Source organism: Streptomyces tremellae, from assembly GCF_039540215.1.
GTDB lineage: Bacteria > Actinomycetota > Actinomycetes > Streptomycetales > Streptomycetaceae > Streptomyces > Streptomyces tremellae.
Genome location: NZ_BAABEP010000007.1, coordinates 19397 through 34134, shown reverse-complemented (window position 1 = coordinate 34134; position 14738 = coordinate 19397). Strand labels below are relative to the sequence as shown.

The following is a 14738-nucleotide window of genomic DNA, read 5'->3' as shown; positions in this document are numbered from 1 at the left end:
ATGAACATCTGCGTCTTCCTCTCCGCGGCCGACCTCGACGAGCGCTACACCCGGCCCGCCCGCGAGTTCGCCGAACTGATCGGGCGCGGCGGCCACACCCTGGTCTGGGGCGGCTCGGACCGCGGCCTGATGAAGGTCGTCGCGGACGGCGTCGCGGAGAGCGGCGGACGGCTCGTCGGCGTCTCGGTCGAGTTCCTCTCGGACGCCGCGCGCGCCGAGGCCGACGAGATGGTCGTCGCGGGCGACCTCTCCGAGCGCAAGGCGCTGCTGCTCGCCAAGTCGGACGCGGTCGTCGTGATGGTCGGCGGCACCGGCACGCTGGACGAGGCCACCGAGATCCTCGAACTGAAGAAGCACGGCCACCACACGAAGCCCGTGGTGCTGCTGAACACGGCCGGGTTCTACGACGGGCTCAGGCAGCAGTTCCAGCGGATGGAGGACGAGGGCTTCCTCCCGCTGCCCCTCTCCGGCCTGGTCTTCTTCGCGGAGGACGGCGTGGGTGCGATGGCCTTCCTTGAGGAGTCCATGGGCATCGGGTGAGCGCTGGGCCCGCGCCCGTACGCCACGGGCGCGCGGCGGGGGCGTGCGCGGCGCGTACCGCACGGCAGGCCCGCGTGCGTACGGTGGGAGGCCTGCGTGCGTGCGCGGGCGCGTGCGGAAGGACCGGCGCGCGGGTGCGACGATGACCGCATGGCAACACACCTGATCACCGGCGCCGGCTCCGGCATCGGCGCCGCCGTCGCACGCCGCCTGCACGAGCGCGGCGACGACCTGCTGCTCCTCGCCCGGGACGCCGGCCGCGCGAAGGAGATCGCGGCCGGCGTGCCCGGGGCCCGCACCCTCGTCGGCGACCTCGCCAACCCTGACCGCCTGTCCTGGGCGCTCTCCCACCAGACGCTGCCCGACCGGCTCGACTCCGTCCTGCACGTCGCGGGGATCGTCGACCTCGGCCCCGTGGGGGAGCTTTCGGCGAAGACCTGGCGCGCGCAGCTCGACGTGAACCTCGTGGCGCCCGCCGAGCTGACCCGCCTGCTGCTGCCGCAGCTGCGGGTCGCGCAGGGGCAGGTGATCTTCGTCAACTCGGGCGCGGGCCTGAGCGCCCACCCCGAGTGGAGCGCGTACGCCGCGTCCAAGCACGGCCTCAAGGCGCTCGCGGACGCGCTGCGCGCCGAGGAGAAGGCCAACGGCGTCCGGGTCTCCACCGTCTACCCGGGCCGCACGGCAAGCCCCATGCAGGAGAAGGTGCACCGGCAGGAGGGCGGGGAGTACGACGCCTCCCGGATGATCGACCCCGAGTCCGTCGCCACCGCGATCCTCACCGTCCTCGACCTCCCGCGCGACGCGGCGATCGAGGACCTGACCGTACGGCCGGGCCGGTGAGCGGCGCACAGGGCCGGGGGACCGGCCCGGCTGCGGATCCGGCTGCGGAATCGGCGCCCGCGCCGGTGCGCTGGGGCGCGGCCACCGGCGTCGGCTCCATGCCGGGCGGCGACGCGCGGGACACGGCCAAGGGCGTCGCGGCCACCGTCGAGGACTTCCCGTTCCTCGCCGAGCTGCCGGCGCGCGGGCCCGGCGCCGACATGACGGGCCGGACGATCGGACTGCTCGCCGAGACGTACGCGCACCTGGAGCCGAGCGGCTGGCGGGTCAGCGACCGGCCGGGCCGCGACACCCGCAGGTCGCGGTCCCTGCTCGGCGAGGACCTCGACGCGCTTGAGGAGTTCACCCAGGGCTACGAGGGGCCGCTGAAGATCCAGGCGGTCGGGCCCTGGACGCTCGCCGCGGGTCTCGAACTGCGCGGCGGCGAGGCGTTCCTCGGCGACGCGGGCGCCTGCCGCTACCTCGCCGAGTCGCTGGCCGAGGGACTCACCGCGCACCTCGCCGAGGTGCGGCGCCGCGTCCCCGGCGCGGCCGTGGTGCTCCAGCTCGACGAGCCGTCGCTGACCGCCGTGCTGCGCGGCCGGGTCCGCACAGCGAGCGGCTACCGCACGTACCAGGCTGTGGACCGGCAGGTCGTGCGGGACGCGCTGGCCCAGGTGATCGAGCGGGCGCGGGCGGCGGGGGCCGCAGGCACCGCCGTCCACTCGTGCGCCCAGGACGTGCCGTTCGCGCTGCTGCGGAGGGCGGGCGCGGACGCCGTCTCGTTCGACGCCACCCTGCTCACCGAGCGTGACGACGAGGCGATCGGGGAGGCCGTGGAGGACGGCATGCGGCTGCTCGCGGGCGTCGTGCCAGGCGTCGAAGGACCATTGTCCGACCCTGCCGGTAGCGTCATGGGTGTCAGGACGCTGTGGCGCAGGCTGGGGCTGGATCCGGGACTCCTCGCGGAGTCCGTGGTGTGCACCCCGGCGTGCGGGCTCGCGGGCGCTTCGCCCGCTTATGCCCGCGCGGCGCTCGCCCATGTCGTCCGGGCGGCGAGATCGCTCGCGGACAACCCTGAGTGACGGCACGGGAGGACAAGACGGTGGCAGGCGAGAACGCACGGCCCGCGGGGACCGGACAGACCGCCTCGGTGCCCGCGGAGGCGCGGGAGCGGCACAAGCGGCTCGCGGAGGAGATCGAGGAGCACCGCTTCCGGTACTACGTGAAGGACCAGCCGGTCATCACGGACCGCGAGTTCGACGAGCTGATGCGCGCCCTGGAGGCGCTGGAGGACGAGTACGGGGAGCTGCGCTCGCCGGACTCGCCGACGCAGAAGGTCTCCGGGGCGTACGAGACGGACCTCGCGGAGGTCACCCACCGCGAGCGCATGCTCTCCCTGGACAACGCCTTCGACGACGAGGAGCTCGCGGCCTGGGCCGACCGGGTCGCCAAGGAGGTCGGCACCACCGACTACCACTTCCTGTGCGAGTTGAAGGTCGACGGCCTCGCCGTCAACCTGACGTACGAGCAGGGGGTGCTGACCCGCGCCGCCACCCGGGGCACCGGTCGCACGGGCGAGGACATCACGCCCAACATCCGCACGATCGGGGAGATCCCGCGCCGCCTCAAGGGCGAGCGGATCCCCGCCCTGGTGGAGATCAGGGGCGAGGTCTACTTCCCCATGGAGGCCTTCCAGGAGCTCAACGCGCGGCGCGTGGAGGCCGGCGAGAAGCCGTACGCGAATCCGCGCAACTCGGCGTCGGGCTCGCTGCGCCAGAAGGACCCGAGGGTCACCGCCACCCTCCCGCTGCACATGGTGGTCCACGGCATCGGCGCCCGCGAGGGCCTGGAGATCTCCCGGCTCTCCGAGGCGTACGACCTGCTGCGCGAGTGGGGGCTGCCGACCGGCGAGCACAACCGCGTGGTCGACTCGCTCGACGGCGTGCGGGAGTTCATCGCGTACTACGGCGAGCACCGCCACTCCGTGGCGCACGAGATCGACGGCGTCGTCGTCAAGCTCGACGAGATCCCGCTCCAGGGCAGGCTCGGGTCCACCTCGCGCGCGCCGCGCTGGGCGATCGCCTGGAAGTACGCGCCGGAGGAGGTCAACACCAAGCTGGTGGACATCCGTGTCGGCGTCGGGCGCACCGGCCGCGTCACGCCGTACGCGGTGGTCGAGCCGGTCACGGTCGCCGGGTCCGAGGTCGAGTTCGCGACGCTGCACAACCAGGACGTGGTGAAGGCCAAGGGCGTCCTCATCGGCGACACGGTCGTGCTGCGCAAGGCGGGCGACGTGATCCCGGAGATCCTCGGTCCTGTCGCTGACCTGCGGCCCGCGGACGCGCGGGAGTTCGTGATGCCGGCCGAGTGCCCCGAGTGCGGCACGCCGCTCAAGCCGATGAAGGAGGGCGACGTCGACCTGCGCTGCCCCAACGCCCGCGCCTGCCCGGCCCAGTTGCGGGAGCGGCTGTTCTACCTCGCGGGCCGCAAGTGCCTCGACATCGAGAACTTCGGGTACGTGGCGGCCGCGGCGCTCACCAGGCCGCTTGAGCCGGCGGAGCCGCCGCTGCGCGACGAGGGCGACCTGTTCGACCTGACGATGGACCAGCTGCTGCCGATCCGGGCGTACGTCCTCGACCAGGACAGCGGGCTGCCCAAGCGCGACCCGGAGACCGGCGAGGAGAAGATCGCCACGGTCTTCGCCAACCAGGAGGGCGGGCCCCGCAAGAACGCGGTGGCCATGCTGGAGCACATCGCCGAGGCCAAGCGGCGCCCGCTCGCCCGGATCATCGCGGGCCTGTCGATCCGTCATGTCGGGCCCGTCGCCGCGGAGGCGCTGGCGCGCGAGTTCCGGTCCGTCGAGCGGATCGAGCAGGCGAGCGAGGAGGAGCTGGCGGCCGTCGAGGGCGTCGGGCCGACGATCGCCGCGTCGCTCAAGGACTGGTTCGCGGAGGACTGGCACCGCGAGATCCTGCGCAAGTGGCGCGCCGCGGGCGTCCGCATGGAGGAGGAGTCCTCCGGCGAGGACGAGGGCCCGAGGCCGCTCGACGGGCTCACGGTCGTCGTCACGGGCACCCTGGAGAACTTCACCCGCGACGCGGCGAAGGAGGCCCTCCAGGCGCGCGGCGCGAAGGTCACGGGCTCCGTCTCGAAGAAGACGGCGTTCGTGGTCGTCGGCGAGAACCCCGGTTCCAAGTACGACAAGGCCGTCCAGGCGAAGGTCCCCGTCCTGGACGAGGCCGGGCTGACGGTGCTCCTGGAACAGGGCCCGGAAGCGGCCCGTGAGGCCGCGCTCACCACCGGGGAGCCCGCGGGCGAGCCGGGGGGCGCCGCCGACGGTGCCGCGTCAGGCGAGGGGGCGTCAGGCGAGGGGGCGTCAGGCGAGGGGGCGTCAGGCGAGGCGGCGCCGGGCGGGGACGGCGCGTCCGGACCGGCGGGCGACCCGGAGTGACCGACCCGCAGCCCTGACCGCGCCGCCCGGCCCCGCGACACCTGGCGCGGGGGCGGGCGGCGGTCGGACAAGGCCTGATGGGTGTCCGGCGGTCGGGGGCCGGTCCTGAGGGGGCGGGGCGTGCGTCACGAGGAGTGCGCCCCTGGGCCACCGGGAGTTCACCGGGCCCCGTGGGACTGCGGGGCAAAGCTCACCCGTTCGGCGCATACCCGCGTGATACGGACTGGGGGGTCGCATTCGGGCAACAGCCTCCGAGCGCTGCCCGTTGGGGCGTTCGGCGGCCTACTGTTGGGGGGTGCGCCTGTCGTGCACGGCTGCGTGGAGTGAGACCAGTCGTGATGGCATGACAACGTGCCATCGCGTGGCATCGGCTCAGCCGGCTGTGAGAGGGACGGGAATGAAACCGACCGAGAGCGCCGCCCTCGCCCCACCCCCGCGCGGATTCGCGGGGGTTGCGAGTGTCGTCGGCATGGTGGCGAGACTGCCGGGACTTGTGGTGGCCGCGGCGGCCGTCGTGCTGCTTGCGGGCGTCCTCGCCGCCCTGCGGGACGGGCACGCCCTCTTCCCCGGCGGCGTGGCCGGCTGGTCGCTCGCCGCGCTCACCGGCGTCATCGTCGGGCACCTCGTCGTGCTCGGCAGGGACCGCTGGTTCGGCGGCACGGGCTCCGGCGCCGCCCTCACCCTCGCCGCCCTGCTGCTGTACGGCTGGGTGGCCGCAGGACTCGTCAGTCTGGCCGTGGTGGGCGTCGTCGGCGTCGCCCGCAGACACCGCTGGCGCGACAGCGTTTTGCACGGCGCCTCCGACGTCCTCGGCATCGGCGCGGCCGCCCTCGTCCTGGCCGCCTTCGGGGACGTCCCCTCCGTCGAACACCCCTGGCGGCCCCTGGAGTGGGGGCTCTCCGGCGTCCCGCCCATCGTCCTGGCGGCCGTGGTCCACCTCGCGGTCGCCCGTCTGCTGCTCTGGGCCGTGTTCTCGCCGCACGGCGGGGCCCTGCCCACGCTCGACCGCACGGCCCTCGTGCGCCAGGGGCTCGTCGCCGCCGCGCTGCTCGGCATCGCGCCGCTGATCTGCGTGGTCGCCGCGAGCCTGCCCATTCTGCTGCCGCTGTTCGCCATCCCGCTGATCGCCCTCGACTCCACTCTGTGGATCGCCAGGGCCCGCGCCGAGGAGCAGTTGCAGGACCCGCTCACCGGCCTGCCGAACCGTCAGTGGCTGCTCGACCGCGCGTGGACCGCGCTCGAACACGCCGGTTCGCTCAACGCCCGCTCGGCGCTGCTCCTCATCGACCTCGACCGCTTCCGTTCCGTCAACGACACCCTCGGGCACCTCGCGGGGGACCGCCTGCTGCTCCAGATAGCCGACAGGCTCCGGGTGGCGCTGCCGCGCGGGGCCGAGGCGGCGCGCCTCGGCGGCGACGAGTTCGCCGTGCTGCTGCCGACGTGCGACTCCACGACGAGCGCCCAGCGCGTCGCGCGCCACCTGGTGGCCGAACTCTCCTCGCCGCTCAACCTGGACGGCCTGACGCTCGTGCTGGAGGCCAGCGCGGGCGTCGCCGTCTTCCCCGAGCACGCGCTGGACGCCGAAGGGCTGCTGCGCCGCGCCGACGTGGCGATGTACCAGGCGAAGCGCGACCGCACCGGCGTCGAGGTCTACGAGTCGAAGCGCGACTCCAACACCCCCGACAGGCTCGGCCTCCTCGGCGACCTGCGGCGCGCGCTCGACGCGGGCGAGGTCGAGCTGCACTACCAGCCCAAGGTCCGCTTCGACGGCCATGTCGCCGGCCTCGAGGCCCTCGTGCGCTGGACGCATCCCGAGCGCGGGAAGGTCCCGCCCGACGAGTTCATCGCCATCGCCGAGTCCTCGGGGCTCATGCCCCACCTCACGGAGTACGTGCTGGAGACGGCGCTCGCCCAGGTCGCCAGGTGGCGGACGCAGGGCCTGATGGTCCCCGTCGCGGTGAACGTCTCGCCGCGCGACGTGCACACCCCGGGGTTCGCCGGCGCGGTCGCCGCCCGCCTGGCCCGGCACGGCGTTCCGCCGGGCTCGCTCCAGCTGGAGATCACCGAGCACGTGCTGCTCGAAGACCCGCAGCGGGCCGCCGACACCCTGGCGGGCCTCACGGGCCACGGCGTGAAGATGTCCCTCGACGACTTCGGCACGGGTTACTCCTCACTGGTGCACCTGCGGCGGCTCCCGGTCAGCGAGCTGAAGATCGACCGCTCGTTCGTGGCGAAGCTCGCGGTGGACGCGGAGGACGCCGAGATCGTCCGTTGCACGGTCGACCTCGCGCACTCGCTCGGCCTGGTGGTCGTCGCGGAGGGCGTCGAGGACGACGAGACCTGGGAGCACCTGCGCGACCTCGGCTGCGACGCCGTCCAGGGCTGGCTGGTGGCCGCAGCGATGCCGCCGCACGAGACGACGGCGTGGCTGCGGGCGCGCGGCGAGGGCAGCGCGCACCACCCCACCGAGACCGAACTGGCCGCTCCCGCGCGCGCGGACGAGCCTGGTCACGCCGTGAAGTAACCGTTTTGCAGCCGAGCGTCGCGGGCGGGACGGGCGCGCCCGTTGTCCGCACCGGGGGGGGCGTACGCCCGCGCACCCCCGACGCCGGCGCCCCGCCGCGCCGCCGACCGGGCGCGCCTTCCACGCCCGGCGCGTACGCCCTACGCCCCGCCAGCGCGCGTACCGCGCGCCCGCGCCCCTCTCGGCGTACGCTCCGCACGCCCGTACGCACCTCCGGGGAAACCCGTACGCACCGCGCGCGATGCCCGTACGCACCGCGGGATACGGTCCCGCGCCCGGCCCGGAGCCGGGAAGCGCGGAACGGCTTCGCGGGCACCGCGGCCCGCGCCATAGGATTGGCCCGGTCTGCACCCGCACCACCCAAGCAAACCCACCACTCACCCTGAGGATCGTTGCATGCCTGGCATCACGCGCGAGGAGGTCGCCCACCTCGCCCGGCTGGCGCGCCTGGAGCTGAAGGGCGAAGAACTCGATCACTTCGCCGGACAGCTCGACGACATCATCGGCGCGGTCGCCCGCGTCTCGGAGGTCGCGAACCAGGACGTACCGCCGACGTCGCACCCGCTGCCGCTGACGAACGTCATGCGGGCGGACGAGGTCCGCCCCTCGCTCACGCCCGAGCAGGCGCTCTCCGGCGCCCCCGCCCAGGAGCAGCAGCGTTTCAAGGTGCCGCAGATCCTCGGGGAGGAATCATGACCGACGCCACCGCGATCACCCGGCTGACCGCCGCCGAGACGGCCGCGAAGATCGCCTCGGGCGAACTGACCGCCGTCGAGGTCACCGAGGCGCACCTCGCCCGCATCGAGGCCGTCGACGAGAAGGTCCACGCCTTCCTGCACGTCGACCGCGAGGGCGCGCTCGCGCAGGCCCGCGCCGTCGACGCCAAGCGCGCCGCGGGCGAGCCGCTCGGTCCGCTCGCCGGCGTGCCCCTCGCGCTGAAGGACATCTTCACCACCGAGGGCGTGCCCACCACGGTCGGCTCGAAGATCCTGGAGGGCTGGCTCCCGCCGTACGACGCGACGGTCACCAAGCGCCTCAAGGCCGCCGACATCGTCATCCTCGGCAAGACCAACATGGACGAGTTCGCCATGGGGTCCTCCACCGAGAACAGCGCCTACGGCCCGACAGGCAACCCCTGGGACCTGACCCGCATCCCCGGCGGCTCGGGCGGCGGCTCCTCCGCCGCGCTCGCCTCCTTCCAGGCGCCCCTCGCCATCGGCACCGACACCGGCGGCTCGATCCGCCAGCCCGCCGCCGTCACCGGCACGGTCGGCGTGAAGCCGACCTACGGCGGGGTCTCCCGCTACGGCATGGTCGCCTTCTCCTCCTCCCTCGACCAGGGCGGGCCCTGCGCCCGCACGGTCCTCGACGCCGCCCTGCTGCACGAGGTCATGGCGGGCCACGACCCGCTCGACTCGACGTCGGTCGACGCGCCGGTCCCGCCGGTCGTCGAGGCGGCGCGCAACGGCTCGGTCGCCGGGATGCGCGTCGGCGTCGTCAAGCAGTTCCGCGGCGAGGGCTACCAGGCGGGCGTGCTCCAGCGCTTCGACGAGGCCGTCGAGGTGCTGCGGGGCCTCGGCGCCGAGGTCGTCGAGGTCGACTGCCCCTCCTTCGACCTGGCACTCTCCGCGTACTACCTGATCGCGCCCTCCGAGTGCTCCTCGAACCTGGCGCGCTTCGACGCCATGCGCTACGGCCTGCGCGTCGGCGACGACGGCACGCACTCCGCCGAGGACGTCACGGCGCTCAGCCGCGAGGCCGGCTTCGGCGACGAGGTCAAGCGCCGCATCATGCTCGGCACGTACGCGCTCAGCTCCGGCTACTACGACGCGTACTACGGCTCGGCGCAGAAGGTCCGCACGCTGATCACCCGCGACTTCGAGCGGGTCTTCGGCGAGGTCGACGTGCTGGTCTCGCCCACCACCCCGACCACGGCCTTCCCGATCGGGGAGCGCGCCGACGACCCCATGGCGATGTACCTGGCCGACCTGTGCACCATCCCCGCCAACCTGGCGGGCAACGCGGCGATGTCCCTGCCGTGCGGCCTCGCCCCCGAGGACGGCCTCCCGGTCGGCCTCCAGATCATCGCCCCCGCCCTCAAGGACGACCGGCTGTACCAGGTCGGTGCCGCTGTCGAGGCCGCCTTCGTGGAAAAGTGGGGTCATCAGCTGATCGAGGAGGCACCGTCGCTATGAGCAACGCAATCAGCAAGGCCAAGGGCTTCAAGAAGTCCAAGCAGGGGACGTACCTGTCGATGGCCACGACCGCGTTCGGCGCGGTCAGCGTGGCCAAGCAGATCAAGCGCGCCCGTGCCGAGAACGACACGCTCCGCCTGGTGGACGCCGCGGTCACCGCGGTGACCATCGTCACCGGCCTCGCGATCCTGTACCGCGAGCTGAAGCGCCTGGGCGACGACGACGTCCTGTTCGGCTGAGAGGGAATGTTTCACCGTGACCGTCACTGACCTGCTGTCGTACGAGGACGCCCTGGTCTCGTACGACCCCGTCATGGGCCTTGAGGTCCATGTCGAGCTCGGCACGAAGACCAAGATGTTCTGCGGCTGCTCCACCGAGCTCGGCGCGCCCGCGAACTCGCAGACCTGTCCCACCTGCCTCGGCCTGCCGGGGGCGCTGCCCGTCGTCAACGCGGTCGGCGTGGAGTCCGCGATCCGTATCGGCCTTGCGCTGAACTGCGAGATCGCCGAGTGGTGCCGCTTCGCCCGGAAGAACTACTTCTATCCGGACATGCCGAAGAACTTCCAGACCTCCCAGTACGACGAGCCGATCGCCTTCAACGGCTACCTCGACGTGCAGTTGGAGGACGGGGAGACCTTCCGGGTGGAGATCGAGCGGGCCCACATGGAGGAGGACACCGGCAAGTCGACGCACATCGGCGGCGCGACCGGCCGCATCCACGGCGCCTCGCACTCCCTGCTCGACTACAACCGGGCCGGCATCCCGCTCATCGAGATCGTCACCAAGCCCATCGAGGGCGCGGGGGAGCGGGCACCGGAGGTCGCGCGCGCCTACGTCGCCGAGCTGCGCGAGCTGATCAAGGCGCTGGGCGTCTCCGAGGCCCGCATGGAGATGGGCCAGATGCGCTGCGACGTGAACCTGTCGCTGCGCCCCCACGGCACCGAGAAGTTCGGTACGCGCTCCGAGACGAAGAACGTCAACTCGCTGCGGAGCGTCGAGCGCGCCGCCCGGTTCGAGATCCAGCGGCACGCCGCGGTGCTCTCGTCCGGCGGCACGATCCTCCAGGAGACCCGCCACTTCCACGAGGAGGACGGCTCCACCACCTCGGGCCGGGTGAAGGAGGAGGCCGAGGACTACCGGTACTTCCCCGAGCCCGACCTGGTGCCGGTCGCCCCGTCCCGCGAGTGGGTCGAGGAGATCAGGGCGTCGCTGCCCGAGCTGCCGCGGGTGCGGCGCAACCGGCTCCGCGAGGAGTGGGGGGTGTCCGAGCACGACATGCAGTCCATCCTCAACGCGGGCGCCATCGGCCCGATCGTCGCGACGATCGACGCGGGCGCCCCCGCCGACCAGGCGCGCAAGTGGTGGATGGGCGAGCTGGCGCGCAACGCCAACGAGACCGGCCGCGCGCTGGACGAGCTGCCGATCACGCCGCAGCAGGTCGCGCGGGTCACCGCGCTCGTCGCGGCGGGCGACCTCAACGACAAGCTGGCCCGGCAGGTCATCGAGGGTGTGCTGGCAGGCGAGGGCGACCCGGACACGGTGGTCGAGAAGCGCGGCCTCAAGGTCGTCTCCGACGACGGGGCGCTCGGCGCCGCCGTGGACGAGGCCATCGCGGGCAACGCGGGCGTCGTCGAGAAGATCAGGGGGGGCAAGACGGCCGCGGTCGGCGCGCTCGTCGGCGCCGTCATGAAGGCCACGCGCGGACAGGCGGACGCGGCCCGCGCCCGCGAGCTGATCCTGGAGAAGCTCGGCGTCGAGGCCTGACCACGAGCCCCGCGAGGGCGGCGCACCCCCGGGGCGCGCCGCCCTCCGCGCTGTCCGCCCCGCGCACACCGGGCCCGGCGTGCGCGGGGCGGCGAGCCCGGGCGGTGGGGGCTTCGCGCGTAGCGTGCCGTAGCGTCCCCTTCGTCGTGGCCTCCCTGGAGTTTCCGCTGAACACCGTCACCGCCGAGGTCGTCTCCGTAGCGCTGCTTTTCGGGGTGCTGGCGTTCGCCGTCGCCGGGCCGCGGAAGCTGCCCGAGGCGGTGGCCGCCGTGCCCGCGGCGGGGCTGCTGATCGGGCTCGGCGCGGTGTCGCCTGGGGAGGCGTGGCAGCAGACCCGTGAGCTGCTGCCGGTGGTCGCGTTCCTCGCGGCCGTGCTCGTCCTCGCGGAACTGTGCGCGGCGGACGGCCTGTTCGAGGCGGCGGGTGACCTGGTGGCCCGGCTGTGCGGGGGCCGCCCCGGGCGGCTGCTCGCCGGGGTGTTCGCCGTGGCTGCGCTGACGACGGCCGTACTCAGCCTGGACGCCACGGTCGTCCTGCTGACGCCCGTCGTCTTCGCCACGACGGCGCGGGTGGGGGCGCGGGCGCGGCCGCACGTGTACGCCTCGGCGCACCTGGCGAACACCGCGTCGCTGCTGCTGCCCGTCTCCAACCTGACCAACCTGCTCGCGCTCTCCGCGAGCGGCCTCTCCTTCCTTCGCTTCGCGGCCCTGATGGCCCTGCCGTGGCTGGTCGCGGTCGCCGTCGAGTACGGGGTCTTCCGCCGCTGGTTCGCCGCCGACCTGGCGGCGGGCGGCCATCCGCCGCGCGGCGGCGGGCGGCGCCCGCTGCCCCTCTTCACGACAGTCGTGCTCTGCCTGACGCTCGCCGGCTTCGGCGCCACCTCGCTGCTCGGGGCCGAGCCGGTGTGGGCGGCCCTCGGCGGCGCCGTCGTCCTCGCCGTACGGGCGCTCAGCCGTGGCCGCCGTACGGCACCGGGAGGCGCGCCCGCCCGGAAGCGTGCGCCGGTCCCCGCGCCGGACGCCGGTCCCGGGGCGGCGGGACCCGGGGCGCCGGGGCCCGAGGCCGCAGACCGGGAGGCGGCGGCACCCTACGGGGCCCCCGGTTCGGGGACCGCGGGCGCCGAGGCCCCCGAACCCGAGGCGGCGGGCCCCGGAGCCCCCGGGCGAGGGGCGGCGGCCCCCGGGTCGGGGGCTTCCGTGACACTGCTCGGTCTCGTGCGCTCGGCGTCCCCGTTGTTCTGCCTCTTCGTCCTCGCGCTCGGCGTCGTCGTGAAGGCGGTGGTCGACAACGGCCTCGGTGACGGGATCGGCGCGGTCCTGCCCGGCGGCGCGTCGCTCTGGGCGCTGCTCGCGGTCGCCGCGGTCGCCGCGGTCCTCGCCAACGTGATCAACAACCTGCCCGCGATCCTCGCGCTGCTGCCCGTCGTCGGTCCCGCGGGGCCAGGACCCGTGCTCGCCGCGCTGATCGGGGTCAACCTCGGCCCCAACCTGACCTACGTGGGCTCGCTCGCGACCCTGCTGTGGCGGCGGATCCTGCACGAGCACGGCGCCGAGCCGACGCTCGGCCACTTCACCCGGCTCGGCCTCGTCACCGTGCCCGCCACCCTGGTGACCGCGACCGTCGCGCTCTGGGGCGCGCTCGCCGTCATCGGGAAGTGACGGCGCGCCACCCGCCGGCGTCGGTTTTTCCTTCGCCTTGTGAATCCGGGGGATTGACCACGGTCAAGGTCTAGTCCTTTACTGCTCTCAGTAACAGCGCGTTCATGTGGCAGGGCGCCGTTCCGCCACATGACCGCCTGCATCCCCTTGCTCCGCCCGCTCCGCACTCGCCTGTGTCCGCCCCCACGCGTGCTCACCGCGCGCAAGACAGGAGTGTCACCGTGCTGCGTACCCTCAAGGTGCTGCGTACCCTCAAGAGATCCCTGGCCGTGGGCCCCGCCGTGCTGGCGATGGCAGGCACCGCCGTGATGGTGTCGGGCGGTGCCGCGAACGCCGCCGCCACCCCGGGCCCCGGCTTCCCCGCGCACTTCTCGGCCCCGTACGTCGAGACCTGGAACTCGCCCTCGGCGATGACCAACGCCCTGAACTCCAGCGGGACCAAGTACTTCACGCTCGCCTTCGTCATCGACGCGGGCGGCTGCAACGCCAAGTTCAACGGCTCGACCGACGTCACGGACGGCTCCTGGACCTCCGCCGTCAACGCGGTGCGCGCCGCGGGCGGCGACGTGATGGTCTCCTTCGGCGGCGCGTCAGGCACCGAGGAGGCCGTCGCCTGCTCCTCGGTCTCCGCCGTCAAGGCCCAGTACAAGAAGGTCATCGACGCGCTCAACCTCACCCGCGTCGACTTCGACATCGAGTCGGGCCAGGAGTCGAACACCGCGGCCAACACCCGCCGCGACCAGGCCCTCGCGCAGCTCCAGCAGGAGTACGCCGCCGCGGGCAAGAACCTCCAGGTGCAGTACACCCTCGGCACGGACACCTCGGGCCTGCCGGGCGCGCAGCTCAACCTGCTCCGCGACGCCAAGGCGCAGGGTGTGAACGTCTCCCTCGTCAACCCGATGACGATGGACTACGGGCGCCCCGTCTCCGACATGGGCCAGGCGGCCATCGACGCGGCCAACGCGCTGCACGGCCAGCTCGGTTCGATCTGGACCGACAAGTCCTCCGCCCAGCTGTGGGCGATGGAGGGCAACACCCCGATGCTGGGCGCCAACGACACCCCCTCGGAGACGTTCACCACCGCCAACGCCACCGCGGTGCTCAACTTCGCCAAGGCCAACGGCATCCAGGAGCTGTCCTTCTGGGCGCTCGGCCGCGACCGGCAGTGCGGCGGCAGCACCAACGACCCGTCGAACAACTGCAGCGGCACGTCCCAGAGCACCTACCAGTTCAGCACCATCTTCAACGGCATCAACGGCGGCGGCACCACCCCGCCGCCCCCCGGCGGCGGCAGCACCGGCCAGATCACCGGCATCGGCGGCACGTGCGTGGACGTCAACGCGGCCAGCAGCGCCAACGGCACCGCGGTGCAGCTCTACGACTGCAACGGCTCCGACGCCCAGTCGTGGACGGTCGGTTCCGACGGCACCCTGCGAGCCCTCGGCAAGTGCATGGACGTGACCGCCGCGGGCACCGCGGACGGCACCAAGGTCCAGCTCTACGACTGCAACGGCACCGCGGCCCAGAAGTGGACCAAGGGCAGCGGCAACACCCTGGTCAACCAGGGCTCGGGCAAGTGCCTCGACGCAACGGACAACAGCTCCGCCAACCTCACCAGGCTCCAGATCTGGCAGTGCTTCGGCGGCTCGAACCAGCAGTGGCACCTGCCGGCCTGACACCCTCCGCGCCGCGGTGACCACTCCCGCGCGGCGCGGACCGCGCGACCGGGCCCGCGGGCCCCGGGGGACGCCGATCAAGTCGGAGGCCAAGCGGTCTTAGGAAGA

11 protein-coding genes are annotated in these 14738 nt (G+C 73.3%); all 11 read left to right on the top strand.

Going from position 1 to position 14738, the window contains the following annotated elements; translation table 11 throughout:
- The gene (locus ABEA77_RS08060) at nt 1-540 is read left to right on the top strand and encodes an LOG family protein (RefSeq protein ID WP_345643195.1); all 540 of its coding nucleotides are present in this window, start codon (nt 1-3) and stop codon (nt 538-540) included.
- A 150-nt stretch (nt 541-690) separates the two neighbouring features.
- Nucleotides 691-1380 carry an SDR family oxidoreductase gene (locus ABEA77_RS08055; RefSeq protein ID WP_345643192.1) on the top strand — a complete coding sequence of 230 codons (690 nt, stop codon included), beginning with the start codon at nt 691-693 and terminating at the stop codon, nt 1378-1380.
- A 98-nt stretch (nt 1381-1478) separates the two neighbouring features.
- The gene (locus ABEA77_RS08050) at nt 1479-2444 is read left to right on the top strand and encodes a methionine synthase (protein WP_345643475.1); all 966 of its coding nucleotides are present in this window, start codon (nt 1479-1481) and stop codon (nt 2442-2444) included.
- Nucleotides 2445-2464: 20 nt separating this feature from the next.
- Nucleotides 2465-4813: an NAD-dependent DNA ligase LigA gene (gene ligA / locus ABEA77_RS08045; RefSeq protein ID WP_345643189.1), complete on the top strand. Its 2349-nt coding sequence runs from the start codon at nt 2465-2467 to the stop codon at nt 4811-4813.
- A gap of 397 nt (nt 4814-5210) precedes the next feature.
- Complete coding sequence (locus tag ABEA77_RS08040) at nt 5211-7337, top strand: putative bifunctional diguanylate cyclase/phosphodiesterase (protein ID WP_345643186.1); 2127 nt, start codon at nt 5211-5213, stop codon at nt 7335-7337.
- Between the two features lie 396 nt (nt 7338-7733).
- Nucleotides 7734-8033, top strand: a complete 300-nt coding sequence (gene gatC, locus ABEA77_RS08035) for an Asp-tRNA(Asn)/Glu-tRNA(Gln) amidotransferase subunit GatC (protein ID WP_345643183.1) — start codon at nt 7734-7736, stop codon at nt 8031-8033.
- Nucleotides 8030-9532 carry an Asp-tRNA(Asn)/Glu-tRNA(Gln) amidotransferase subunit GatA gene (gatA, locus tag ABEA77_RS08030; protein WP_345643181.1) on the top strand — a complete coding sequence of 501 codons (1503 nt, stop codon included), beginning with the start codon at nt 8030-8032 and terminating at the stop codon, nt 9530-9532. The genes gatC and gatA overlap by 4 nt, the downstream gene beginning before the upstream one ends.
- The gene (locus ABEA77_RS08025) at nt 9529-9771 is read left to right on the top strand and encodes a hypothetical protein (RefSeq protein WP_345643178.1); all 243 of its coding nucleotides are present in this window, start codon (nt 9529-9531) and stop codon (nt 9769-9771) included. Before gatA ends, ABEA77_RS08025 begins: the two co-directional genes overlap by 4 nt.
- Nucleotides 9772-9787: 16 nt before the next feature.
- Nucleotides 9788-11296 carry an Asp-tRNA(Asn)/Glu-tRNA(Gln) amidotransferase subunit GatB gene (gene gatB / locus ABEA77_RS08020; RefSeq protein WP_345643175.1) on the top strand — a complete coding sequence of 503 codons (1509 nt, stop codon included), beginning with the start codon at nt 9788-9790 and terminating at the stop codon, nt 11294-11296.
- A gap of 167 nt (nt 11297-11463) precedes the next feature.
- On the top strand, nt 11464-12954 hold the full coding sequence (locus ABEA77_RS08015; protein ID WP_345643472.1) for an SLC13 family permease: 1491 nt from the start codon (nt 11464-11466) through the stop codon (nt 12952-12954).
- A 221-nt stretch (nt 12955-13175) separates the two neighbouring features.
- Nucleotides 13176-14630 carry a ricin-type beta-trefoil lectin domain protein gene (locus ABEA77_RS08010; RefSeq protein WP_345643173.1) on the top strand — a complete coding sequence of 485 codons (1455 nt, stop codon included), beginning with the start codon at nt 13176-13178 and terminating at the stop codon, nt 14628-14630.
- Nucleotides 14631-14738 lie beyond the last annotated feature (108 nt).

Excerpts from the sequence above, each read along its gene's own strand:
- ABEA77_RS08060 (WP_345643195.1), top strand. The coding sequence starts at position 1 with ATGAACATCTGCGTCTTCCTCTCCGCGGCCGACCTCGACGAGCGCTAC.
- ABEA77_RS08050 (WP_345643475.1), top strand. The coding sequence starts at position 1,479 with ATGCCGGGCGGCGACGCGCGGGACACGGCCAAGGGCGTCGCGGCCACC.
- gatA (WP_345643181.1), top strand. The coding sequence starts at position 8,030 with ATGACCGACGCCACCGCGATCACCCGGCTGACCGCCGCCGAGACGGCC.
- ABEA77_RS08040 (WP_345643186.1), top strand. The coding sequence starts at position 5,211 with ATGAAACCGACCGAGAGCGCCGCCCTCGCCCCACCCCCGCGCGGATTC.
- ABEA77_RS08055 (WP_345643192.1), top strand. The coding sequence starts at position 691 with ATGGCAACACACCTGATCACCGGCGCCGGCTCCGGCATCGGCGCCGCC.
- ABEA77_RS08025 (WP_345643178.1), top strand. The coding sequence starts at position 9,529 with ATGAGCAACGCAATCAGCAAGGCCAAGGGCTTCAAGAAGTCCAAGCAG.
- gatC (WP_345643183.1), top strand. The coding sequence starts at position 7,734 with ATGCCTGGCATCACGCGCGAGGAGGTCGCCCACCTCGCCCGGCTGGCG.